Source organism: Sinorhizobium sp. B11 (assembly GCA_039725955.1).
Lineage (GTDB): Bacteria > Pseudomonadota > Alphaproteobacteria > Rhizobiales > Rhizobiaceae > Rhizobium.
Genome location: CP091034.1, coordinates 3,571,997 through 3,594,445 on the forward strand (window position 1 = coordinate 3,571,997; position 22,449 = coordinate 3,594,445).

The window sequence follows — 22,449 nt, forward strand, 5'->3', positions numbered from 1 at the left end:
TCCCGTTTATAGTCTGTCTTCATAGGGTTACGGAGATCAGGATTTTCTCCTTCCGGTTGATTTCGAGGTGCTGGCTTGCACCTGTCATCTTCCCGGCAGCCACGCATGAGTAGAATTCGGACTTAGGACGAAGGCTCATGCTTTCGTCCCGGCAGACATGAACAGCAATTTTCAGGCATAGGTTCAGGCGGCTGCATTCGGCCGCCCGCAAGGGGGACCGGAATGGCTTATTCGTTTCGACAGACACTGGCGCTCGGCTGCTTTGCGGCCCTCCTGCCGCTTATCGCTGAAGCGCAGCAAGCGGCTGCCCCCCCGCCCGTCACCGTTGCCAAGCCCGTGGTGCGCGATGTGGTCGACAATGACGAGTTCATCGGCCGTTTTGAACCGGTCGACGAGGTCTCGGTCCGCTCGCGCGTCGGCGGCTACCTGCAGGAAGTTGACTTCACCGACGGCGCTCTGGTGAAAAAGGGCGACCGGCTCTTCGTCATCGATCAGAGGCCGTTCGTCACCGCACTCAATCAGGCCAATGCCGCACTTGAAGCGTCGAAATCGGCTCTGGTCTTTGCCGACGCACAATATAAGCGCGCCCAGTCGCTGGCTTCGAGCGGCAGCCAATCGGCCCAGACACTGGACGATCGCCGCCGTGAGTTCGATTCCGCGCAGGCCAATGTCCGCGGCGCGCAGGCTGCAGCCGATCGTGCTGCGCTCGACATGGAATATACCGAGATCGCCGCCCCCCTTAGCGGCCGCATCGACCGGCGCCTGATCTCTGCCGGCAATCTCGTACAGACCGACCAGACAGTGCTAACGACGATTGTTTCTCTCGACCCGATCGATTTCTATTTCGATGTCGATGAGCGCCGCCTGCTCAACTTCGCAGATACGGCACGCAAGCTCGGCAAGGATCTCCAGCAGGGCGGCGGCGGACTGGATGTCACCGTGACGATCTCGGATCCCAATGCAAAACCGTTCCAGGGGAAACTCGATTTCGCCGAGAACCGGATCGACAACGAGAGCGGCACCATTCGTCTGCGTGCCCGCTTCCCCAATCCCGATCTCGTTCTTCAGCCCGGCCTCTTCGGCCGCATTCAGGTTGAAGCCTCCAACACCTACCAGGCCATTCTCGTCCCTGACGAGGCAATCGGCTCTGACCAGAACGAGCGCGTCGTCTACGTCGTCGGCGCCGATGGCACCGTGTCGACCAAGTCCGTGAGGCCCGGTCCGCGGCTCTACGGTTACCGTGTCATTCGTGAAGGCCTCGACGGCACCGAGACGATCATCGTCAACGGCCTGATACGCGCCCGACCGGGTGCGAAGGTAACACCTCAGATGACCGAATTGCCCAAGCAGCGGACGGATGCTCCGCCGGAAACAGCCGGCGCGGAGAGCGGCCAATGAGATTTGCCCATTTCTTCGTAGACCGGCCGATCTTTGCGGCCGTCATCTCCATTGTTCTCCTTGTTGTCGGCAGCATTGCCTACACGCAATTGCCGGTCTCCCAATATCCGGAGATTGCACCGCCGACCATCGTCGTGCGCACCTCCTATCCGGGCGCCGACCCGCAGACGATTGCCGATACGGTTTCGACCCCGCTCGAACAGCAGATCAACGGCGTCGAAGACATGCTCTACATGTCTTCCTACTCCAGCGCCGATGGCGCCATGTCGCTGACGATCACCTTCAAGCTCGGTACCGATCTCGACAAGGTCCAGGTTCTTGTGCAGAACCGCGTTTCCATCGCCCTGCCCCGACTTCCCGAGGAAGTCCAGCGTCTTGGCGTGACCACCGACAAGAGCTCGCCTGACCTGATGATGGTCGTGCACCTCCTGTCCCCGTCGCATCGCTATGACCAGCTCTACGTTTCGAACTATGCCCGCAACCGCATACGCGACGTTCTTGTACGCCTTGATGGTGTCGGTGACGTGCAGCTCTTCGGTGAGCGCCAATATTCGATGCGAATCTGGCTGGATCCGGAAAAGCTCTCCGCCTACGGAATGACATCCGATGATGTCGTCGCCGCATTGAGAGACCAGAACGTCCAGGTATCGGGCGGCAAGATCGGCGCTCCGCCGGTGACCGGCAAGAATGCGTTCGAATATACGGTGCGAACGGACGGACGTTTCTCGGATGTACGCCAGTTCCGGTACGTCATCGTGAAATCGACGGCCAGCGGCCGGCTCGTGTCGCTGCAGGATGTCGCCCGCATTGAACTCGGCGCACAGGATTACGTCACCAACAGTTATCTCAACAATGACCCGGCCGTCGCCCTCGGCATCTTCGCCCGCCCGGGAACCAATGCGCTGGATACGGCCCATCAGATCCAGGGCATCATGAAGGATCTGTCGCAGAACTTCCCGCAGGGCCTGGAATATCGGATCGTCTACGATACGACCGAATTCATCTCGGATTCGATCAATGAGGTCTACAGGACCATCGCCGAGGCTGCGATCCTCGTGGCGATCGTCGTTCTCGTCTTCCTGCAATCCTGGCGAACCGCCCTCATTCCGATCATCGCCATTCCCGTGTCGCTGATCGGCACCTTCGCCGTCCTGCTCGCCTTCGGCTTCTCTCTCAATATGCTGACGCTGTTCGGCCTCGTCCTGGCAATCGGTATCGTCGTCGACGACGCGATCGTGGTAGTGGAAAATGTCGAGCGAAACCTGGCGCGCGGCATGACCCCGAAACAGGCGGCGCACGTCACGATGGACGAAGTCGGGACCGCCGTGGTCGCCATCTCGCTGGTGCTGATCGCCGTATTCGTGCCAACGGCCTTCATTCCGGGTATTTCCGGACAGTTCTACAAACAGTTCGCGGTGACGATTTCAGTCACGACGGCGATTTCCGCATTGAATTCGCTGACGCTTTCGCCCGCACTGGCAGGCATATTGCTGAAAACCCACGATCACGAGACCAAGCGCAAGAACATCTTCTCCCAGTTGGGAAGCGGGCTTGCGAATGGCTTCAATCGCGGATTCGATCGGATGAGCTCTGGCTATTCCTGGATCGTCCGGCACCTCGTCAGCAGTTGGGTAGGATTGACAGCTTCGCTTGTTGTCTTCGCCGGCCTGCTCGGAGCGACATGGTATATGGGACAGAAGGTTCCCTCGGGCTTCATCCCGACAATGGACCAGGGTTACGCAATCGTCGTCATCCAGCTTCCGGACGGCGCCTCGCTGGCGCGTACCGACGCCGTCGTCAAGCAGGTGGGCGATATCGCCCGTACGGTGCCCGGTGTCGGCAATGCCGTGCAATTTGCCGGCTTCAGCGGAGCGACCTTCACGAACGCTTCGAATTCCGGCGTCGTCTTCGTCCCCTTCAAATCCTTTGCTGAACGTGAAGAGGGCGGCGAAACCGCCAACAAGATCATTGGCGAACTGTACGGCAAGCTGCAGAGCATCCAGGAAGCCTTCATCATTGCCATCCCGCCGCCATCGGTGCGCGGCGTCGGTAATTCCGGCGGCTTCAAGATGCAGATCTCGGATCTTGAAAACGCGGACATGACGCGCGTCCTTGGTCTGGCCCGCCAGATGATGGGTGCGGCTGCAACCACACCCGGCCTGACCGGCGTCTTCACGACATTCTCGGATGCAAGCCCGCAATATTTCCTGGCGATCGACCGCGACAAGGCACGGTTCCTGAATGTGCCGATCCCCAATATCTTCAACGCTCTCTCCATCAACCTCGGCACTGCCTATGTGAACGATTTCAACGCGTTCGGACGCGTCTACCAGGTTCGCGCCCAGGCCGACCGGCAATACCGCATGGACAGGGACGATATTCTCGCCCTGAAGGTTCGCTCGGCAACCGGCGCGCTGGTTCCGCTTGGTACCCTGATGGATATCCAGGATTCCAGCGGTCCGGCACTCGTCCAGCGCTACAACATGTATGTCTCGGTGCCGCTGCAGGGCAATCCGACACCCGGTACATCGACGGGCGACGCCATCAAGAAGATGGAGGGTCTGGCTGCGCAGATCCTGCCGCCGGGGACGACCTTCGAATGGACCGAGCTTGCCTATCAGGAAACCCACACCGGCAATACCGCGATCTACATCTTCGCCCTGTCTGTCATTTTCGTCTTCCTTGCGCTTGCCGCGCAATATGAAAGCTGGGTCCTGCCTCTGGCGATCATCCTCATTGTTCCGCTGGCAGTGCTCGCCGCGTTGATCGGCGTCTGGCTGAGGGGAATGGACAACAACGTCCTCACCCAGATCGGTCTGATCGTCCTGATCGGCCTTGCGGCCAAGAACGCCATTCTGATCGTCGAGTTTGCAAGACAGGCAGAAGAAGAGGGGAAAAGCGTCGTCGATGCCGCAATCGAGGCAAGCCATCTTCGCCTGCGCCCGATCCTGATGACGGCCTTCGCCTTCATCTTTGGCGTCCTGCCGCTTGCCATCGCCACCGGCCCCGGTGCTGAAATGCGCCAGTCGCTCGGCACGGCCGTGTTCTCGGGCATGTTGGGCGTGACGATCTTCGGCCTGTTCCTGACGCCGGTCTTCTACGTCGTGCTGCGCCGCTGGCGCAAAAAGCCGGCAGAAGCGCCGGCTCACGTCGATGCTGAGGAGAATGCTGCCTGAGCTAGTTTCAGGTGGAAAACAGGTAAACCTGTCCCTGCCAGAAACGGGCGACGGAGAGCCTGCCGCTCCGGAAGGCACGGGTATCGAGGTTGAGCCGCATCGGCTGCACGTCCGGCTGGTCGCTGGGCGTGTGACCATGCACGATGAGTTTCGGCAATGGCAGCGAGCTTTCCAGGAAACGCTGGCGGATGAAGGCCATGTCGTCATCGGCCTGTTCTTCGAGCGATACCCGCGGGTCGATGCCCGCATGTACGAAGGCGACATTGGGCGTATCGAGCATGATCGGCAGGGTGCGGATGAAATCGATATGCGTATGCGGCAGCGACTGGCGGATGAAGGCGTCAAGTTGCGCACCGGAGCGGAAGACGAGCGGCAGGTGATCGGGATCGAGACCGTAGGAGCGCAGAAGCTCAGCCGCCCCCATCGTCATCCAGTCGTCGTAGGACGCCCAGCCGTCAATATAGTCGAGCATGACGATCTCGTGGTTGCCGGCAAGGCAAATGCGCTCGAATCCTTCCGGCGCCGGGTCCATGAGATGGCTGATGACATGTGCCGATTGCGGACCGCGATCGATATAATCGCCGAGCATGACGATGAGCTTCTTGCCCGGCAGATGTTCTGCATCACGTACGATCGCCTCTTCCGCTTTCTGCAGCAGGTCGAGACGACCATGCACGTCGCCGATGGCATAGGTCGGGATCTCTGCTATATCCATGCTCACGCGCGGGCGCGGCTGACGACCAGCCTTCGAACCCTCGCGGCTTCGTGCAAGAGAATCACTCATCATCATTCCTGATCAGTTCGCCGTCCCTTAACCATAACTAGAGCATACGGCAAGGCGATCAAGCTGGTAAGAAAATTCAACCAGCAGCGCTTTTGTGAAAAAACCGGCCTTACGCAAGCCGATGCAATCACGCACTTTTTTAGCTTTGGGAAAGAGTGGCAGATGGGCACCGTATCGCAACTGCATGACAATGTGCGCCCTCCCGCGCACCGTATCGAGACCGAGGAAGAAGCTGTTTCCGCGGCACGCCAGCTTGCGGTCGTCTTCCGCCAGCGGGCCAACGAGCGCGATATCAACCGCCTCATGCCGAACGCCGAACTCGACGCGCTCTCGCAATCCGGCCTCACTGCAATCACCGTTCCGCCCGAATATACAGGGCTCGATATTTCCAACGCTTTGCTCGCCGAGATCGTCGCCATCATCGCCGAGAGCGATGCCTCGATCGGTAGTGTGCTGGCATCTCACTTCCGCGTGCTGGAAGGGCTGCGCAACCAGCCCTCCGAAGAACTGAAGACCACCCTCTTCTACCGCGCGCTCGACGGCGACCGTTTTGCAGCAACCCGTTTTGCCGATCAGGCAAGCCTCGTTGCCGAGGGCTCCGGCTTTCGCCTGACAGGCAGATCGGAGCAGGCAGCCGCCATCCTTTTCTCCGACTGGATCGCCGCAGCAGCGATCGATCCCGCAGGCCGCCGGGTGACGCTGCATCTGCAGCGCGACAGCGATGAGTTGCAAACCGTGGACGACTGGGATGCGTTCGGACTGCGCACCAACGGCACAGCAACGATGATTGCCGGCAAGCTGCATGTGAATGCCGATACCGTCAGCCTGGCCCCATCCGGCAGTCACACGACGGAAAGTTCCTTGGGCCTTCTCCTGCAAGCAGCCGTCAGCCTCGGCATCGCCCGTGCGGCTTTTGCCGACCTGCTCGTCATGGCGAAGGACCCCTCTGCCCTCTTCGGCAAAATCGGAAAGCGCGCTGTTCGTATCGAAACAGCGACTGGCGCGTTGGAACGGGCCGGCCGCAAACTGGATATGGCCCAGGTAAGTCCCGCCGAGCCCGCCATGGCGGACGCCTATTTCTCTGCCTCCTCCGCCTGCCTCGGCGCGACAGAGGCGGCGTTGGACACCGCGAATGCCCTTTTCGAACTGGCCCGTGGTGCGACCGGCAGTATAGCGCTCAACCTCGACTGCCACTGGCGTAACGCTCGCATCCACGACATGACAATTCAGCGCGACCCGCTGCTCAACACGGCGGGCGCATATGTTCTGAAAATGAGAGAGGGCTGACGCAATTCCGGCAAACCGTGCCGCGCTTTTGCGTCCGGAACTGCGTGAAGATGAGAGGCGTGCGGATCAGCTTGCGGCGGAAACCGGAAGCTTTTCCTCGACCGTTTCGACACCACCGCCAAGGACGAACTGTTCGAGCGTCATATTGTCGAGAATGGCAGCGATCGCGTCCCGCACTTCGGTCATCGAACGCCGCACCTGACAGGTCTCGGGATCAGAACAGTCGTCGCAGGCCTCATAAGCTGTTCGGCTTGCGCAGCGGATCGGCGCAAGCGGCCCATCCAGCGTGCGGATGACATGACCGATGCGGATCTCAGAGGCTGGCCGCGAAAGCGAATAACCACCACCCGGTCCCTTCTTCGATCGAAGGATACCGACATTGCGCAATTCCAGGAGGATCGTATCAAGGAATTTCTTCGGGATGTTGTTGCGCGAAGCGATATCATTGATGAAGGCGGTCTCGCCCGGCGCCAGCCGCGCCAGATCAACCAGCGCCTTCAATCCGTATTTTCCCTTTTTCGTCAACATCTCGATCGCCCTGCACTTTGCGGCATTATGCTTGCGTAATAACAGGGAAATAGAGTCAAAACCATGAAGAGACAACAAAATAACCCGTTTTTATAGGTTATTTCGACTATCTATGTTGCCGTAAAACCGCGCATTCAAGTCTCCTGGCACCTGCCAAGATTGATGAGCCGGCCCCGCCCTGGACACGTCTAAGCGGGACCGGAAACACGAACTATACCGTCTTCAGCATACCGCCATCGACGAAATAGGTAGAGCCGATGCTGTAGCTCGACCGGTCGGAGCAGAGGAAGACGAAGAAATTTGCAAGCTCCTCCGGCGTGCCGAACCGCTTGGACGAGGCATGTTCATCCGCCACGCTCTGCAGATATCCCTCCCAGTCGCCGCCCGTCTCGGCCGTCAGCTGCTTGGCGGTCTTGATCCAGTCGGGCGTCAGAATAAGGCCGGCATTGACGCAGTTGACGCGAATCCTGTCCTTCACGAGTTCCGTCGAGAGCGTCTTGGAAAACATCATCAACGCCGCCTTGGTGACGTTGTAGATCGGCTCGTACCAGAGCGGCTGCACGGCGCAGATGGAGGCGTTGTGAAGGATCACGCCGCCGCCGCGCCTCTTCATCTGTGGGGCGATCCCACGGGCGAGACGCACGGCTGCCATCACATGCAGATCAAAATAGGCCTGCCATTTTTCATCGGGCGCTTCCATAACCGTCTCGTTGGAGCCGGTGCCGGCATTGTTGATCAGAATGTCCGCGCCGCCGCGCTCGGCAGCTGCAGCAATGATTGCCTCCGTACCTTCGACGGTCGCAACATCGCTTTCGACCGCAATGGCGCTGACGCCGTATTTTTCGGCGATGCGCACCGCCTCTGTATCCAGTCGCTCGCGTCCACGCGCAGACAAAATGAGGTTGGCGCCTTCTGCTGCCAGCCCTTCGGCGATCGCAAGCCCGATGCCGACCGAGCCGCCGGTGATGACGGCGGTTTTACCCTTCAATCCGAGATCCATGAAATCCTCCCAATCCGGCCGGCGGTCCGGCCAATTCGCCAACTCTTCCGGCATTGGCTCCGCCCGTCAAGCCGTGGCGAAAAATCATCTGCACCGGGAGCCGATCCCTCTTGTCGCAGGCGGGGATCTGTCGCATGCCTGCAGCGATAGTGGAGGAGTTTTCATGCGACTTTATTCAGCTTGCATCGAATGGCTGTTTGCCGAGGAAGGCGACGTGTTCGCGGACCGGATCCGTCGTGCCCATGCCGCGGGCCTAGAGGCCATCGAGTTCTGGCGGTGGACCGATAAGGACCTCGGCGCGATCGAAGCCGCGGTGAAGGAAACCGGTCTCAAGGTAACGAGCCTCGTGGCCGAGCCTATGATCGCTCTGACCAATGCCTCAAATCGCGAGATTTGGCTGAAGGGTCTTGCCGATTCTGTCGCCGTTGCAAAGCGCCTCGGCGCGCCGGTGCTGATCGCACAGGCGGGCGACGACCTCGCGGGCTTCGCGCGGGACGAACAACGCAAGTCGCTGACGGAAACACTGCGCGCCGGCGCCGATATTCTTGACGGCAGCGGCGTGCGCCTCGGAGTCGAGCCGCTCAACATCCGCATTGACCATGTCGGTTATTTCCTCGATTCCACCCGCGAGGGCCTGGACATCGTCGATGATGTCGCCCGACCGGAAATCGGCATCGTCTATGATATCTATCATTCCGCCGTCATGGACGAACGCACGGAAGATGTTCTGGCTGGCCGCATGGACCGCGTGTTTCACGTCCATGTGGCCGATCACCCCGGCCGCAACGAACCTGGTACCGGCACGATCGATCTCGCTCACCGCCTCAACTGGATCTTCGCCAATGGCTATACCGGCGCTGTCGGCCTGGAATACAAGCCGATAGTACCGGGTGCCGATGCGGTGAAGGCGGCTATTGCGACGTTGGGCTGACACTCAGCTTCTGCCGCCACCCGGCAGCACGGCCTCATCACTTAACGAGCGCGTTGTTCCGAGCGAGTTCCGATTGCGGCTTTGCTGGATCGGTCGCTACCGCGACCTTGCACGGACCGGCTGAACGGCGCTCGACGATCCGCGAAGCGATCATGACCCGGCGGGCTGGCATGCCGGGCAGGCGCGGATTTTCGATCCGCTCGAGAAGCAGCCGGAGACCGACAGCTCCACCCTCCTGTCCTTCCATTTTTACCGTCGTCAATGGCGGCGAAATCTGCGTAGCCGGCGAGAAATCGCCAAAGCCGACGACCGAGACGTCATCGGGAATGCGGTAGCCCTGGCCCAGCAGTTCCGAAACCACCGTCAGCGCCAGTCCGTCATGGGCACAGAAGAAGGCTGTCGGGTGAATGCCCTTTGCCTTGAGGTCGCGGAAAGCTTCACCGAAGCCGACCTGCTCGTCGAACCGCAACACATGCAGCGAAACATCCTCGCAGCGTTCGGCAATCTCTCGCGCCCCATAGAAGCGCTCGCGCCGACCCCGGAAACCCGGCGTGCCGTTGACATAACAGATCGACCGGTGGCCAAGCCCGATCAGATATTGAAGCACCGCCTGGCCCGCCTCATGATCCGTACCGGTGATCTGGTCAGCCTGCTCCAACGGATCAACCCAACCGAAACGCACGATCGGCACCCCGATTGCGGTTGCTGCGGCGATTGCCTCCCGGTCATGCGGGCCGACAAGCAGCAGCCCGGCGCAGGAACGCGCCAATTCCTCAAGCTGATCGGGGCTGTGTGTCCAACGGACGCGGAGCGCCATGCCCAGCCTGTGTGCCTCACGCTGCACGCCATTCTGGATCTGCATGTAGAGTTCGCTGTTGACGGCATCGAGGTCGTGGAAAACAACAGCGATATCGTTCGTCTGGGATTGGCCCGCAGGACGCGTGTAACCCAGCCGCTCTGCCGTCGCGCGGATCAGCATGCGTGTTTCCTCGCTGACGCCGCTCTTGCCGGCAAGTGAACGCGAAACCGCATATTTCGAGAGACCGACCTCCCGCGCGATCGTCTGTAAGGTAACCCGCCCCCTGCTTCCCACTCTCCACCTCGATAGTCACCTGGCGCTCGGAGCGCTTCGCTACACGTTCTCTGCCAAAATTGCAAATTCTTGCACTAACAAAACATAACGCTTTACCTAACAATATCCAAATGTATTCTTTCCGTTATCCAAGCCCGAGAGCAAAAATAACGATAAGGGCTGAGGATTTTTGGAGGAGAACCCTATGATCAAGCTGAAACGTCGTGCGTTTCTGGCCGGAACTTCGGCCGTTCTGATCCTGCCGTCCCTGCCGGTTTTCGCCGCCGACTTCAGGGAAGCGGATATTCTGAAGGAGAAAGTTTCAAGCGGCGCGCTGCCAGCCCTGAAGGACCGGCTGCCGGAAAATCCGCTCGTTATCAAGCCGGTCGAAGGCGTCGGCAAATACGGCGGCGACTGGAATATGGCGCTCGTCGGCGGCGGTTCGCTGTCTATGCTGTTCCGCTATCAGGCCTATGAGCCGCTGCTGCGCTATACCCCTGACTGGTCCGGCGTGACGCTGAACGTCGCTGAAGCCTTCGATGGCAATGCGGATTCCACCGAATACACCATCCGCCTGCGCAAGGGTATGAAGTGGTCGGACGGCCAGCCCTATACCACCGCCGACGTGAAGTTCTGGTACGATACGATCCTGACCGACAAACGCGTCGCCGTGAACGGCCAGGGCCATTGGAAAACGGCAGGCAAGCCGGCGAAGCTCGAAATCGTTGACGAGCAGACGTTTAAAGTTATCTTCGCAAAACCTAACGGTATGTTCCCGTTGCAGGTTGCCTGGGCGAACAGCGACCATACGACCCGTTGCCCCAAACATTACCTCGAGCAGTTCCATATCGATTATAATCCAAAGGCCGATGAGCTTGCCAAGGAACGCGGTTTCGAAAGCTGGATCGCCGCCTTCCAGTCCGCCTCCGGCTTCCAGGACGACAACGCCTTCTTCCTGAATTCCTCGAAGAAGCCCTGCCTGCACGCCTGGATGTTCACGACCGCGCCGGGCGAAAATACCGAACGCGCTGTTGCCGAACGCAACCCCTTCTATTGGAAGGTGGATACGGAGGGTAACCAACTCCCCTATATGGATCGCATCGTCTACCAGATGGTCGCCGATCCGCAGGTGCTGCTGCTGAAGGCCATGCAGGGTGAAGTCGACCTGATGGACCAGTATATCGCGACACCGAACAACAAGTCGGTGCTCTACGATGCGCGCGAGCAGGGCAAATATGATTTCTACACGCTGACTTCGACCGAAGCCAATGTGATGAATTTCATCTTCAACCTGAACCACAATGACGAAACCAAGCGGAAGCTCTTCCGCAACAAGGATTTCCGCGCAGCTCTCTCCATGGCGCTCGATCGCCAGTCGCTGATCGACGCCGTGCTCGTTGGCCAAGGCGCTCCTGCCCAGCCGTCTATCAAGCAGGGCGATCCGCTCTACAACGAGCAGCTTGCCACTCAGTTCACAAGCTACGATGTCGACAAGGCGAATGCCATGCTCGACACGTTGATCCCGAAGCGCGACGATCAGAACTTCCGTCTCGATGAAAAGGGCCGCCGCCTGACGGTGATCTTCGAGATCGACCAGGCGCGCGCCGTCTTCCTCGATCTCTTCCAGCTGGTCATTCCGATGTTCCAGGCTGTCGGCATCGATGCGCAGATGCGCACCATGGACCGTTCGCTCTGGGAAACCCGTGTCCGTCAGGGCCGCGATTTCGACGCGACGGCTCACCAGTTCGGCGCCAATGGCGGCGTCGCTGCCATGCTCGATCCGCGCTACTACGTGCCGACGGATTCGAACGCCATGTATGCTCCAGCCTGGCAGCTCTGGTATCTCGACCGCAACAACGCCAATGCGGAAGAGCCACCGGAGGAAACGAAGAAGCAGCTTGAGCTCTACGACAAGCTGAAGGCAACCTCCGATCCTGCCGGCCAGCAGGAGATCATGAAACAGATCCTGCAGGGTGCTGCGGAGAACTTCTATGTCTTCGGCATTTCCCAGCCACCGGATGGCTACGGCGTCGTCAAGAACAACATGAAGAACATCACGAAGACCATGCCGAACTCCTTCGGCTGGCCGACCCCTGCTCCCACCATGCCAGAGCAGTTCTACAAGGTCTGATGGCCTGTGACAGCAATGATCCATTACGGGCGCCGGCACTACCGGTCGGCGCCACGGCCCTTCTTTTGCCAATGATTGGATGAAGACGATGCTCGACGCCAGAAGACAGAATACCGATACGCTGCGCACGCCGGACTGGTTCAAGACCGCAACGCGCTGGACCCAGCTCACTTTCGTCGAAGACGATCCGGAGAAATACGATCCGGCCTTCTGGGTCGATGTCTTCAGGCGCACGAAATCCAATGCCGTCTGCCTCAGCGCCGGCGGTTACATCGCCTATTATCCGAGTGAAGTTCCCTATCACTATGTGAGCAAATATCTGGGTGATAAGGACATCTTCGGCGCGCTCGTCGATGCCGCCCGCAAGCTCGACATGCATGTCATGGCCCGCGTCGATCCGCACGCCATTCACGACGATGCCGCCAAGGCGCATCCCGAATGGGTGATGATCAATGCCGACGGCACACCGCGACGCCACTGGGCCTATCCGGATGTCTGGGTCACGAACGCCTATGGCGATTACAACACCGTCTTCATGCCTGAAGTGGTCAAGGAGATCGTCCGCAAATACGATATCGACGCCGTCTTCGCCAATCGCTGGCAGGGTCACGGCGTCGATTACAGCGAAGACAGCGCGCGCCGCTTCAAGGATATGTTCGGCCACGCCCTGCCGAAGAAGCCGGATGCCGACGACCCGGCCTGGCAGGCCTGGGTACAGTGGCGCCGCCGGGTTCTGACCGACATGATCGCCCAGTGGGACGATGCGGTCAAAGCGATCCGCCCGCATGCGAGCTTCATCCCGAACATGGGCGGCGCTTCGCTGATGGAATTCGACCTTTCGGTCATCGCCAAACACTGCCCCTTCCTCGTCGTCGACCATCAGGGCCGCAAGGGTCTGGAACTCGGCTGGTCGGCCGGCCGCAACGGCAAGCGCATCCGCGCCACTTTCCCGGATCGTCCGGTCGTGCTCATCACTTCGATCGGACCGGAAGAGGAATATCGCTGGAAGGATGCCGTCACCTCTGGCGAGGAAATGCAGCTCTGGATCAATGACGGCACGGCCCACGGCCTCTATGCCTGGTTCACCAAATTCAACGGCGTCGTACCCGACAAGCGCTGGGTCGAACCGGTCGCCGACGCTTTTGCCCTTCAGGCGGCCGTCGAGCCTGTCCTGGAAAGCATGCATCCGACGGCAGAAATCGCCGTCATCGACCCCTCGACGACGCTCCGCCATTGGGCGCCGGAAGAGCGCCACAACGCTGAGAAGCATGATCTTGGCTTCTATCATGCCCTCGTCGAAGCCCGCCTGCCCTTCGAGCTTCTCTCGGATCAGGTTCTGACCAAGGAAACCCTCGACCGCTTCAAGCTGATCATCCTCGCCAACGCCTCCTGCCTTTCAGATGTGCAGAACGCGGCGATCCGCGCCTATGTCGAGCGCGGCGGTAGCGTCATCGCGTCCTACGAAACCTCGCTGCGCGACGAATTCGGCAAGAAACGCAGCGAATTCGGCCTCTCAGACGTGCTCGGCGCCAAGTTCGTCTCCGGCCCGCGCGGCATCGTCAAGAACACCTACGTGGCGCTCTCGGGCGATCATCCGGTCAATCAAGGCTATGACGGTGCCGAGCGCATCATGGGTGGCACGCGCCTGATCCATGCCGATCCCATCGGCAACGCGACGACACCCTTCCTCTATGTGCCCGACTTCCCGGATCTGCCGATGGAGGAAGTCTATCCGCGCAAGGCCCCCGAAGGTGCTGGCGTTATCGCCCGTGAAACCGGCAAGGGTGGCCGCACCGTCTATATGCCCTGGAATATCGGCGAGATCTTCTGGGAAGTCTTTGCTGTCGACCACGGAAAGCTGATTGCTAATGCAGTCCACTGGGCACTTGGCAAGACGCCGCGCGTCACCGTCGAAGGCCCCGGCGTCCTCGACATGGCGTTGCGCGAAAATGCTGAAGGCGTCGCGCTCAGCCTCTTCAACCTCACAAACCCGATGATGATGAAGGGGCCGATACGCGAAAATTACCCTCTGGCGGCGCAGACGGTTTCAGTGGAAATTCCCTCGGGCAAATCGGTAGCCAAAGCATGGCTTGTTGTTACCGACCGCGCCGCAAACTTCAGCGTCAAGGACGGCCGTGCACAGGTGGAGGTGCCCGGCATCGAACGGCTGGAGGTGCTGCACCTCACCTGGAAATGAGGTGCTGAAGCAAGGAGGAGCGCTTTCGGCCTGAAGGGGCCGAAAGCGGATGGAGATCCGAAGGAAGCGCCTGACCGGGCGCTCTCAACGGGAGGAGAAACATTCCGATGCTTGGCTATATTTTCAAGCGCGTGCTCTACATGATCCCGACGCTGATCGGCATGTCGCTGATCTCGTTCCTGATCATCCAGCTGCCGCCGGGTGACTACCTGACCTCGATGATCGCCACGATGAGCGACAGCGGCCAGGCTGTCGATCCCGCGCAGATCGAGCGGCTGAAAGAGATCTACGGCTTCGACGATCCTTTCTACATTCAATATCTGAAGTGGATCTGGGGCATCGTCAGCCGCGGCGATTTCGGCTGGTCGTTCGAGTGGAACCAGCCCGTCTCCGGCCTCATCTGGGCGCGCATGGGCTCGACGTTGGTCATCTCACTGCTGAGCCTCCTCTTCGTCTGGATCGTCGCCCTGCCAATCGGCATCTACTCGGCTGTCCGCCGCCATTCGATCAGCGATCACGTCTTCACCTTCTTCGGCTTCATCGGTCTCGCCGTACCGAACTTCATCCTGGCGCTGACACTGATGTATGTCGCCTACCGCTATCTCGGGCAGAGCGTCGGCGGTCTCAATTCACCCGAATATGCCGAGGCGCCGTGGAGCCTCGCCAAGATCGGCGACTTCCTCGCCCATCTCTGGATTCCGATCATCATCATCGGCGCCTCGGGCACGGCCGCCCTCATCCGCATCCTGCGCGCCAATCTGACGGACGAGCTGCATAAGCCCTATGTCATCACTGCCCGCGCCAAGGGCCTGCCGGAATACAAAGTGATCATGAAGTACCCGGTGCGCATTGCGCTGAACCCCTTCGTCTCGGCGATCGGCTGGGTGCTGCCGCACCTCGTTTCCGGCGTGACGATCACCGCCATCGTCCTGAACCTGCCAACCGCTGGCCCCCTGCTCTTCCGTGCGCTGGTCTCGCAGGACATGTATCTCGCCGGCAGCTTCATCCTGCTGCTCTCGGCGCTCACCCTCGTCGGCATGCTCCTGTCGGACCTGCTGCTTGCGCTGCTCGATCCGCGCATCCGGTTCAATTGAGGAGGTGCCGATGACGCACGAAACATTCGGAACCCATACCGGCCCCCTGCATGTCGTCGCCGACGGCCCCTCGATCAGCCCGCTGAAACAGGGCAAGACGGTCTCGATCGCCGCTGTCGGTCCCTGGCGACTGATTGCTGGTAAACTGATCCGCCAGAAAGTGGCGATGGTCGCCGGCGTAATCATCCTGCTGCTTTATCTGATCGGCCTGTTTGCCGAATTCCTGGCGCCCTCTTTGCCCGCGACCTCGAAGCCGCAATATACCTACGCACCGCCACAGAGCCTGAGCTTCTTCGTGACCAAGCCGGATGGCAGCTCGGAATTCAATTTCCATGTGAAGGGCTACAAGGTGGAGATCGACAAGGTGGCCTTGAGGCGCACCTTTGTCGTTGACGATACCAAGGTCGTGCCGGTCGGCTTCTTCGTCAAAGGCCCGGCCTATCAGCTCTGGGGCTTGATCCCGATGACCACGCATTTCTTCGGCCCGATCAACCCCAATGACCCAATGTACCTGCTCGGCGCCGATCGCCTCGGCCGCGACGTTCTCACGCGGTTGATCTACGGCACCCGCATTTCCATGTCGATCGGCCTCGTCGGCGTCGCCATGTCGCTGGTGCTCGGTGTCGTGCTTGGCTCTATCTCCGGCTTCTACGGCGGCTGGGTGGATACGCTGATCCAGCGAGTCATCGAAGTCGTCAGCGCCATGCCAACCATCCCGCTCTGGCTCGGGCTTGCAGCAGCAATTCCGCTCACGTGGTCGCCCGTCAACGTCTATTTCGTCATCACCATCATCGTCTCTCTGCTTGGCTGGACGAGCCTGGCCCGCGAGGTGCGCGGCCGCTTTCTGGCGCTGCGCAGCGAGGATTTTGTTACCGCCGCCAAGCTCGACGGCTCAAGCGAAGCAAGGTTGATCTTCCGCCATATCCTGCCGTCGCTGACGAGCCACATCCTCGCTGTCGTCACATTGGCCGTGCCGACGATGATCGTTGCCGAGACCTCGCTCTCCTTCCTCGGCATCGGCCTCAAGCCGCCTGTCGTCAGCTGGGGCGTGCTGCTGCAGGACGCCCAGAACATCCGCACGGTCGCGACCGCGCCCTGGCTGCTGATCTGGCCGTCTCTGGCAGTCGTCATTGCCGTCCTGTCCTTCAACTTCTTCGGCGACGGCCTGCGCGATGCAGCCGATCCCTATGACAATTGAGGAGGAAGCCATGACCGATCTTCCCGGTGACGTCGTTCTCTCGGTTGAAAACCTCTCGATCGATTTCCGGCTGCGCACGCATATCCTGCATGCCGTCGAAGATGTCAGCTTTCAGCTCAAGCGAGGGCAGACGCTCTGCCTCGTCGGCGAAAGCGGTTCGGGCAAGAGTGTAACTGCTCGCTCGCTGCTGCAGATTGTCGATAAGCCCGGTACGATCGTCGGCGGTCGCATCCTGTTGCGCAACGGCAGCGAGATCACTGATATCGCCACGCTTCAGCCCGGCAGCCGCGCCATGCGCGAGATCCGCGGCCGGCGCATCGGCCTCATCTTCCAGGAGCCGATGAGCTCGCTCTCGCCGGTTCACACGATCGGCTCGCAGATCGTCGAGGCGATCCGTCTGCACAGCAATCTCGACAAGAAGGCGGCGCGCGCCCGCATGGTCGAGCTGCTGCGACAGGTGGAAATCCCCAATCCCGACAAGATGGCCGACCGCTACACGTTCGAATTCTCCGGCGGCATGCGCCAGCGCGCCATGATAGCCATGGCGCTCGCCGGCAATCCCGATATCCTGATCGCCGACGAGCCGACCACCGCTCTCGACGTAACGACGCAGGCGGAAATCCTCGACCTCATCAAACGCCTGCAGGTCGATCGCGGCATGGCGATGCTGCTTATCACCCACGACATGGGCGTGGTGGCTGAGGTGGCGGATGATGTCGCCGTCATGCGCTTCGGCCACATCGTCGAGCGTGGCCCGGTCGATGCGATCTATCATGCAGCCACCCATCCCTATACACGCCAGCTGCTGGCCTCGACGGTGAAGCTGACACATCATGTCGAAGGCAGATTGCCGGCCATCGCCATCTCTTCACAAGCACCGCAGCCGATCCTCTCGGTGCGCAATCTCAGCAAGACCTTCGGCTGGCATGGGAACGCCAACACGCTGCGTGCCGTGGATGACGCCAATTTCGACCTCTATCCCGGTGAAAATCTCGGCATCGTCGGCGAAAGCGGTTCCGGCAAGACGACGCTCGGCCGCCTGATCCTGCGCACCGTCGAACCGACAACCGGCACGGTTCTCTATCGCGACAAGGATGGCGGTGAGACCGACGTCACCAAGCTCGGCAAGAAGGAACTGCGCAACTTCCATCGCGAAGTCCGTCTCGTTTTCCAGGATCCATTCGCCTCACTGAACCCGCGCATGACCGTCAAGGAGGTGATCGCCGATCCCTTGATCGTCAACGGCCTAGCCAAGGGCAAGGCGCTGGAAGATCGCGTCGCCGAACTGATGCGCCTCGTCGGCCTCGATCCGATGGGCATGGAGCGTTACCCGCATGCCTTCTCGGGCGGCCAGCGCCAGCGCATCGGCATTGCTCGCGCCCTTGCCCTCGATCCCCGCATCATCATCGCCGATGAGGCGACCTCGGCGCTCGACGTGTCGATCCGCAGCCAGATCCTCGATCTGCTGCTCGACATCCGCCAGCGGCTGAACCTGAGCTTCATCTTCATCTCCCACGATATTTCCGTGGTACGCTATTTCTGCGACCGTGTAGCCGTCATGCACCGCGGCAAGATCGTCGAACTTGGCGAGGCCGAGCAGATCTGCACCGCGCCGCAGGAAGCCTATACGAAGAGCCTCATTTCAGCCGTTCCCAATCCCGACCCACGCGACAAGCGCATGCTGCACCGGCATCGCTTCATCGCTCCCGCCAATGCCTGAGGATATTCCCGTGCCGAGATTTTCCGCCAATCTTTCCTTCCTCTATCAGGACTTAGCCTTCCTCGATCGTTTCGCCGCCGCCGCAAAAGACGGGTTCGGCGCGCTCGAATATCTCGGCCCCTATGCCGAACCGAAGGAAAAGGTCGCCGATGCGCTCAAGGCAAACGGCCTGAAGCAGGCGCTCTTCAACGTTCCCTCGGGTGACTGGGCCGGAGGCGAGCGCGGCATTGCCTGCCTGCCTGATCGTATCGAGGAATTCCGCAGCGGCATCTCGCTGGCGCTTGACTATGCCAAGGCGCTCGATTGCCCGCAAGTCAACGTCATCTCCGGCCTCGTGCCAAAGGGCGCCGATCTCGAAACCCTCGAAAAGGTACTGGTCGAGAATTTGAAATACGCCGCCGCACGCACGGCCGATGCCGGCGTGAAGCTGCTGATCGAGCCGATCAACCTGCGCGATATTCCCGGCTTCTTCCTGTCGAACACGGACCACGCCGAGCGCATCCTCGAAAAGGTCGGCTCCGACAATCTCTACATCCAGTATGATTTCTACCACATGCAGATCATGCAGGGCGACCTGATCCCGACCTTCATCCGGCTGAAGGACAGGATTGCCCATGTGCAGATCGCCGACAATCCCGGCCGCAACGAACCCGGCACGGGCGAGATCAACTACGGCTTCATCCTCTCCGAACTCGACCGCCTCGGCTACGACGGCTGGGTCGGCTGCGAATACAAACCGAAGACCGGCACCAGCGAGGGCCTTGGCTGGATGAAACCCTATCGGAAGTGAGCGCGTAACATGAATATCGGTTTTATCGGACTGGGCGTCATGGGCCGCCCGATGGCGGAACACCTGATCGATGCCGGCCATACGCTGCATCTGAGCCGCGTGAAGGAATCCTCGCAGCACCTCGTCACCAAGGGCGGCAAGGCTGCCCATAGCGCAAAGGTTGTTGCTGAAGCCTCCGACATCATCATCCTGATGCTGCCGGATACACCTGACGTCGAAGCCGTACTCTTCGGCGAAAACGGTGTTGCCTCCGGCCTGTCTGCCGGCAAGCTCGTCATCGACATGAGCTCGATCTCGCCTGTCGCCACCAAGAGCTTTGCCAAACGCATCGAAGCGCTTGACTGCGACTATCTCGATGCGCCCGTCTCCGGCGGCGAGGTCGGCGCCAAGGCCGCCTCGCTGACGATCATGATCGGCGGCAAGGAGCAGGCTTTCGAGCGTGCACGGCCACTCTTCGAAAAGATGGGCAAGAACATCACGCTGGTCGGTGGTGTCGGCGACGGCCAGACGGCGAAGGTCGCCAACCAGATCATCGTCGGGCTCACCATAGAAGCCGTCTCCGAAGCCCTGCTCTTTGCCAAGCGTGCCGGCGCCGATCCGGCCAAGGTGCGCGCCGCGCTCATGGGCGGTTTTGCCGCCTCCCGCATTCTCGAAGTCCATGGCGAGCGCATGGTCAAGGAAACCTTCGAACCCGGCTTCCGCATCCGCCTGCACCGCAAGGACATGACGCTCGCCGTCGATGCCGCCCGCGCGCTTGATCTGTCGCTGCCGAACACGGCGGCCACCCAGCAGCTCATGAATGCCGCTGTTGCCAATGGTGACGGCGAACGCGACCATTCCGCCCTTATCCGCACGCTCGAGCTCCTCGCCGGAGGGCCGCGCTAGATCAGGACCACCTAGAACACCCGGACGACATCTTCGATTGCCTCCTGCCGGAGCCTTTTCTCCGGACGGCGAAGCCATGTCCGGACATCGATAGAGAAGGACAGGACAATGCTTAGAAACGATATCCAATTCCCTTTCGGCGCCGTCTATTTTCGCAAGTCCAATCCGCCCCGCGACGATTGGGAACGCGACTACACGACGGCAGGCGAAGATGGCCTGAACATCTTCCGCCACTGGTTCATGTGGAGTGCGATCGAAGTCGCTCCCGGTGTCTACGACTGGGAGGAGTATGACCGCCAGCTCGATCTCGCCGCCAAGAACGGGATCAAGACGGTCATTGCCGAACTCATTCACGCCGTACCGGATTGGGCGGTGCGCAAATATGCTGATGCCCTGCAGGTCAATGCCGACGGCACCAAGCTCGGTTCTTACATGGGCGTCTCGGCAGCGACTGGCGGCTTCTCCAACAATGGCGGCGGCGCCGGCGCGTTGACGCTGAATTGCCCGGAAGTGAAGGAAGCAGCCGGCAAGTTCCTGACGGCACTTGCCACGCGTTACAAGGACCATCCGGCGATCTATGGCTATGACGTCTGGAACGAGGTCAACTATTCCGCCGATGTCGATTACAGTAGCTATGCCAAGGCCGCCTTCCGCGAATGGCTGGAAAAGAAATATGGCAGCCTGAAAGTGCTGGCCAAGGCATGGCATCGCTACAGCTATGCCGAATGGGACGATGTCGAGCCACCGGTTCACATGGCTCCCTACACGGAATGTATCGACTGGCTGCAGTTCAAGCGCGACAATTTCTATGGCCAGATGCAGTGGCGCATCGACACGATCCGCGCCGTCGATCAGAAGAATGTCATTGCCGCGCACGGCATATCAGGTGCGATCCCGAACATGGCCGCCAATGGCTGCGACGACTGGCTCGCCGCCTCCAAGGTGGAAATCTACGGCTTCACCTGGATTCAGGCTCGCAAGGGCACCGAACCGTGGAAGACCTGGTACGGCGTCGATATCAATCGTGCCGCCGCCCGCGGCAAACCCTTCTGGCACGCAGAGCGCCAGGGCGGCCCGCTCTGGCTGCAGCCGCAGGTGATCGGCCGCGACAAGGAAGACGGTCGCGTCGCCGAGCCCGAGGATATCCGCATCTGGAGCATGACCTCCTTTGCCGGCGGCGCTCGCGGCGTCTTGAACCTGCGCTGGCGCCCGCTGCTCGACGGCCCGCTCTTCGGTGCCTTCGGTGCCTATGGCATGGACGGCAGCCGCACGCCGCGCTCCGACATGCAGAGCGCCATGGCGAAATGGGCGAATGACCCGGCTCAGAAGACGCTCTGGGACGCAAAGCCCGTTCGTGGCGAGGTCGGTATCCTCGTCGTCCCCGAAACGCAGGAATGGGATTACCTTCTGAACTACGACCGCAAGGAAAAGCCCTATCCCGAAGCCATGTGGGGCGCCTACCGCGCCTTCCTCGGACAGGGCCTGCAGCCGGATTGGGTCCATATCGACGATATCGACGCCTACGATTTCCTCTATTTCCCCTACCCGATCATGTTCACCGCCGAACAGGCGACACGTCTCAAGTCCTGGGTCGAAAAGGGCGGCACGCTGATATCAGAAGCCTGCCCCGGCTATTTCGGTGACCGCGGCCATGTCGGCCAGGTGCAGCCGAATATGGGGCTCGACGAAGTCTTCGGTGCGCGCGAGGAAGAAGTGGAATTCATGCCCGATATCGGCGATCGCATCCACTTCAAGTTCGATGATATGGCCGCTGATGGCGGTGGTCTCCTGCAGTCCTACCGCCTGACCGACGGCATCGGGCGCGGCGCTTTCGATGGCGGCCGTCTTGCCGTCGTCGAAAACCGCTTCGGTAAGGGTCGCACCCTGCTGATCGGCACCAATCCCTCCGTCGCCTTCTACCGCACCAACGGCAAGGCCAATGCCGCGTTCTTCGCCGAACTGGTGAAATGGAGCGGCCGGACGCGTCATGCGAGCCTGTCCAACGACGCGCTTTTCGCCCGCATCCACAAGGGCGAAAATGGAAGCTTCCTCTGGCTGGTCAATCCGACGCGCAAGGCCCAGACGACGACGGTCACGCTCGCAGCCGGAAAATTGTCGGGCGGCAAGCCGGCTTGGCCTGTCAACCATGCCTATGATGCCGAGCGTATCGAAGTGCCGGCCCGTGATGTCCTGATCTTGCCGATCAGCTAAGCAATTCCAGCAAAACTGTGCAGCGGTTTTGCGCCTGGAATGCGCCA

At 60.5% G+C, this 22,449-nt stretch carries 16 protein-coding genes; 12 read left to right on the forward strand and 4 right to left on the reverse strand.

The window, feature by feature from the left end; all coding sequences use genetic code 11:
- Nucleotides 1–222: 222 nt before the first annotated feature.
- Both LVY75_27815 and LVY75_27820 read left to right on the forward strand, forming a co-directional pair.
- Complete coding sequence (locus LVY75_27815) at nt 223–1,398, forward strand: efflux RND transporter periplasmic adaptor subunit (GenBank protein XAZ22585.1); 1,176 nt, start codon at nt 223–225, stop codon at nt 1,396–1,398.
- Nucleotides 1,395–4,574: an efflux RND transporter permease subunit gene (locus LVY75_27820; GenBank protein XAZ22586.1), complete on the forward strand. Its 3,180-nt coding sequence runs from the start codon at nt 1,395–1,397 to the stop codon at nt 4,572–4,574. The genes LVY75_27815 and LVY75_27820 overlap by 4 nt, the downstream gene beginning before the upstream one ends.
- A gap of 7 nt (nt 4,575–4,581) precedes the next feature.
- Here the strand turns inward: LVY75_27820 and LVY75_27825 are convergent, their stop codons facing one another.
- Entirely contained in the window at nt 4,582–5,358 is a 777-nt protein-coding gene (locus LVY75_27825) for a metallophosphoesterase (GenBank protein XAZ22587.1), read from the reverse strand.
- Between the two features lie 162 nt (nt 5,359–5,520).
- Between LVY75_27825 and LVY75_27830 the strand changes: the two genes are divergently transcribed.
- A complete protein-coding gene (locus LVY75_27830) occupies nt 5,521–6,645 on the forward strand; it encodes an acyl-CoA dehydrogenase family protein (protein ID XAZ22588.1) in 1,125 nt (374 codons plus the stop codon).
- Between the two features lie 66 nt (nt 6,646–6,711).
- Here LVY75_27830 and LVY75_27835 read toward each other — a convergent pair whose 3' ends face one another.
- The gene (locus LVY75_27835; GenBank protein ID XAZ22589.1) at nt 6,712–7,173 is read right to left on the reverse strand and encodes an Rrf2 family transcriptional regulator; all 462 of its coding nucleotides are present in this window, start codon (nt 7,171–7,173) and stop codon (nt 6,712–6,714) included.
- A gap of 211 nt (nt 7,174–7,384) precedes the next feature.
- Nucleotides 7,385–8,173 carry an SDR family oxidoreductase gene (locus LVY75_27840; GenBank protein ID XAZ22590.1) on the reverse strand — a complete coding sequence of 263 codons (789 nt, stop codon included), beginning with the start codon at nt 8,171–8,173 and terminating at the stop codon, nt 7,385–7,387.
- Nucleotides 8,174–8,336: 163 nt separating this feature from the next.
- Between LVY75_27840 and LVY75_27845 the strand changes: the two genes are divergently transcribed.
- Entirely contained in the window at nt 8,337–9,104 is a 768-nt protein-coding gene (locus tag LVY75_27845) for a TIM barrel protein (GenBank protein XAZ22591.1), read from the forward strand.
- Between the two features lie 37 nt (nt 9,105–9,141).
- Here LVY75_27845 and LVY75_27850 read toward each other — a convergent pair whose 3' ends face one another.
- On the reverse strand, nt 9,142–10,197 hold the full coding sequence (locus LVY75_27850) for a LacI family transcriptional regulator (GenBank protein XAZ22592.1): 1,056 nt from the start codon (nt 10,195–10,197) through the stop codon (nt 9,142–9,144).
- A 184-nt stretch (nt 10,198–10,381) separates the two neighbouring features.
- On the opposite strand from LVY75_27850, the gene LVY75_27855 reads away from it, so the two are divergent.
- The 8 genes from LVY75_27855 (at nt 10,382) to LVY75_27890 (ending at nt 22,402) form a co-directional block, all read left to right on the forward strand.
- Nucleotides 10,382–12,307: an ABC transporter substrate-binding protein gene (locus LVY75_27855; protein XAZ22593.1), complete on the forward strand. Its 1,926-nt coding sequence runs from the start codon at nt 10,382–10,384 to the stop codon at nt 12,305–12,307.
- A gap of 88 nt (nt 12,308–12,395) precedes the next feature.
- Nucleotides 12,396–14,504: a family 10 glycosylhydrolase gene (locus tag LVY75_27860; protein XAZ22594.1), complete on the forward strand. Its 2,109-nt coding sequence runs from the start codon at nt 12,396–12,398 to the stop codon at nt 14,502–14,504.
- Between the two features lie 107 nt (nt 14,505–14,611).
- Nucleotides 14,612–15,598: an ABC transporter permease gene (locus tag LVY75_27865; protein XAZ22595.1), complete on the forward strand. Its 987-nt coding sequence runs from the start codon at nt 14,612–14,614 to the stop codon at nt 15,596–15,598.
- A 10-nt stretch (nt 15,599–15,608) separates the two neighbouring features.
- Nucleotides 15,609–16,796, forward strand: a complete 1,188-nt coding sequence (locus tag LVY75_27870; protein ID XAZ22596.1) for an ABC transporter permease — start codon at nt 15,609–15,611, stop codon at nt 16,794–16,796.
- Nucleotides 16,797–16,806: 10 nt separating this feature from the next.
- A complete protein-coding gene (locus LVY75_27875; protein ID XAZ22597.1) occupies nt 16,807–18,516 on the forward strand; it encodes an ABC transporter ATP-binding protein in 1,710 nt (569 codons plus the stop codon).
- A gap of 10 nt (nt 18,517–18,526) precedes the next feature.
- Complete coding sequence (gene hyi / locus LVY75_27880; protein XAZ22598.1) at nt 18,527–19,306, forward strand: hydroxypyruvate isomerase; 780 nt, start codon at nt 18,527–18,529, stop codon at nt 19,304–19,306.
- Nucleotides 19,307–19,315: 9 nt separating this feature from the next.
- Nucleotides 19,316–20,191, forward strand: coding sequence for a 2-hydroxy-3-oxopropionate reductase (locus LVY75_27885; GenBank protein XAZ22599.1), 876 nt, complete (start codon nt 19,316–19,318; stop codon nt 20,189–20,191).
- A 108-nt stretch (nt 20,192–20,299) separates the two neighbouring features.
- Nucleotides 20,300–22,402 carry a beta-galactosidase gene (locus LVY75_27890; protein ID XAZ22600.1) on the forward strand — a complete coding sequence of 701 codons (2,103 nt, stop codon included), beginning with the start codon at nt 20,300–20,302 and terminating at the stop codon, nt 22,400–22,402.
- The last annotated feature ends 47 nt before the right edge of the window (nt 22,403–22,449 follow it).

Bases quoted from the DNA above. Each gene is read 5' to 3' on its own strand.
- LVY75_27815 (XAZ22585.1), top strand. From the start codon at position 223: ATGGCTTATTCGTTTCGACAGACACTGGCGCTCGGCTGCTTTGCGGCC.
- LVY75_27820 (XAZ22586.1), top strand. From the start codon at position 1,395: ATGAGATTTGCCCATTTCTTCGTAGACCGGCCGATCTTTGCGGCCGTC.
- LVY75_27825 (XAZ22587.1), bottom strand. From the start codon at position 5,358: ATGAGTGATTCTCTTGCACGAAGCCGCGAGGGTTCGAAGGCTGGTCGT.
- LVY75_27830 (XAZ22588.1), top strand. From the start codon at position 5,521: ATGGGCACCGTATCGCAACTGCATGACAATGTGCGCCCTCCCGCGCAC.
- LVY75_27835 (XAZ22589.1), bottom strand. From the start codon at position 7,173: ATGTTGACGAAAAAGGGAAAATACGGATTGAAGGCGCTGGTTGATCTG.
- LVY75_27840 (XAZ22590.1), bottom strand. From the start codon at position 8,173: ATGGATCTCGGATTGAAGGGTAAAACCGCCGTCATCACCGGCGGCTCG.
- LVY75_27845 (XAZ22591.1), top strand. From the start codon at position 8,337: ATGCGACTTTATTCAGCTTGCATCGAATGGCTGTTTGCCGAGGAAGGC.
- LVY75_27855 (XAZ22593.1), top strand. From the start codon at position 10,382: ATGATCAAGCTGAAACGTCGTGCGTTTCTGGCCGGAACTTCGGCCGTT.
- LVY75_27860 (XAZ22594.1), top strand. From the start codon at position 12,396: ATGCTCGACGCCAGAAGACAGAATACCGATACGCTGCGCACGCCGGAC.
- LVY75_27865 (XAZ22595.1), top strand. From the start codon at position 14,612: ATGCTTGGCTATATTTTCAAGCGCGTGCTCTACATGATCCCGACGCTG.
- LVY75_27870 (XAZ22596.1), top strand. From the start codon at position 15,609: ATGACGCACGAAACATTCGGAACCCATACCGGCCCCCTGCATGTCGTC.
- LVY75_27875 (XAZ22597.1), top strand. From the start codon at position 16,807: ATGACCGATCTTCCCGGTGACGTCGTTCTCTCGGTTGAAAACCTCTCG.
- LVY75_27885 (XAZ22599.1), top strand. From the start codon at position 19,316: ATGAATATCGGTTTTATCGGACTGGGCGTCATGGGCCGCCCGATGGCG.
- LVY75_27890 (XAZ22600.1), top strand. From the start codon at position 20,300: ATGCTTAGAAACGATATCCAATTCCCTTTCGGCGCCGTCTATTTTCGC.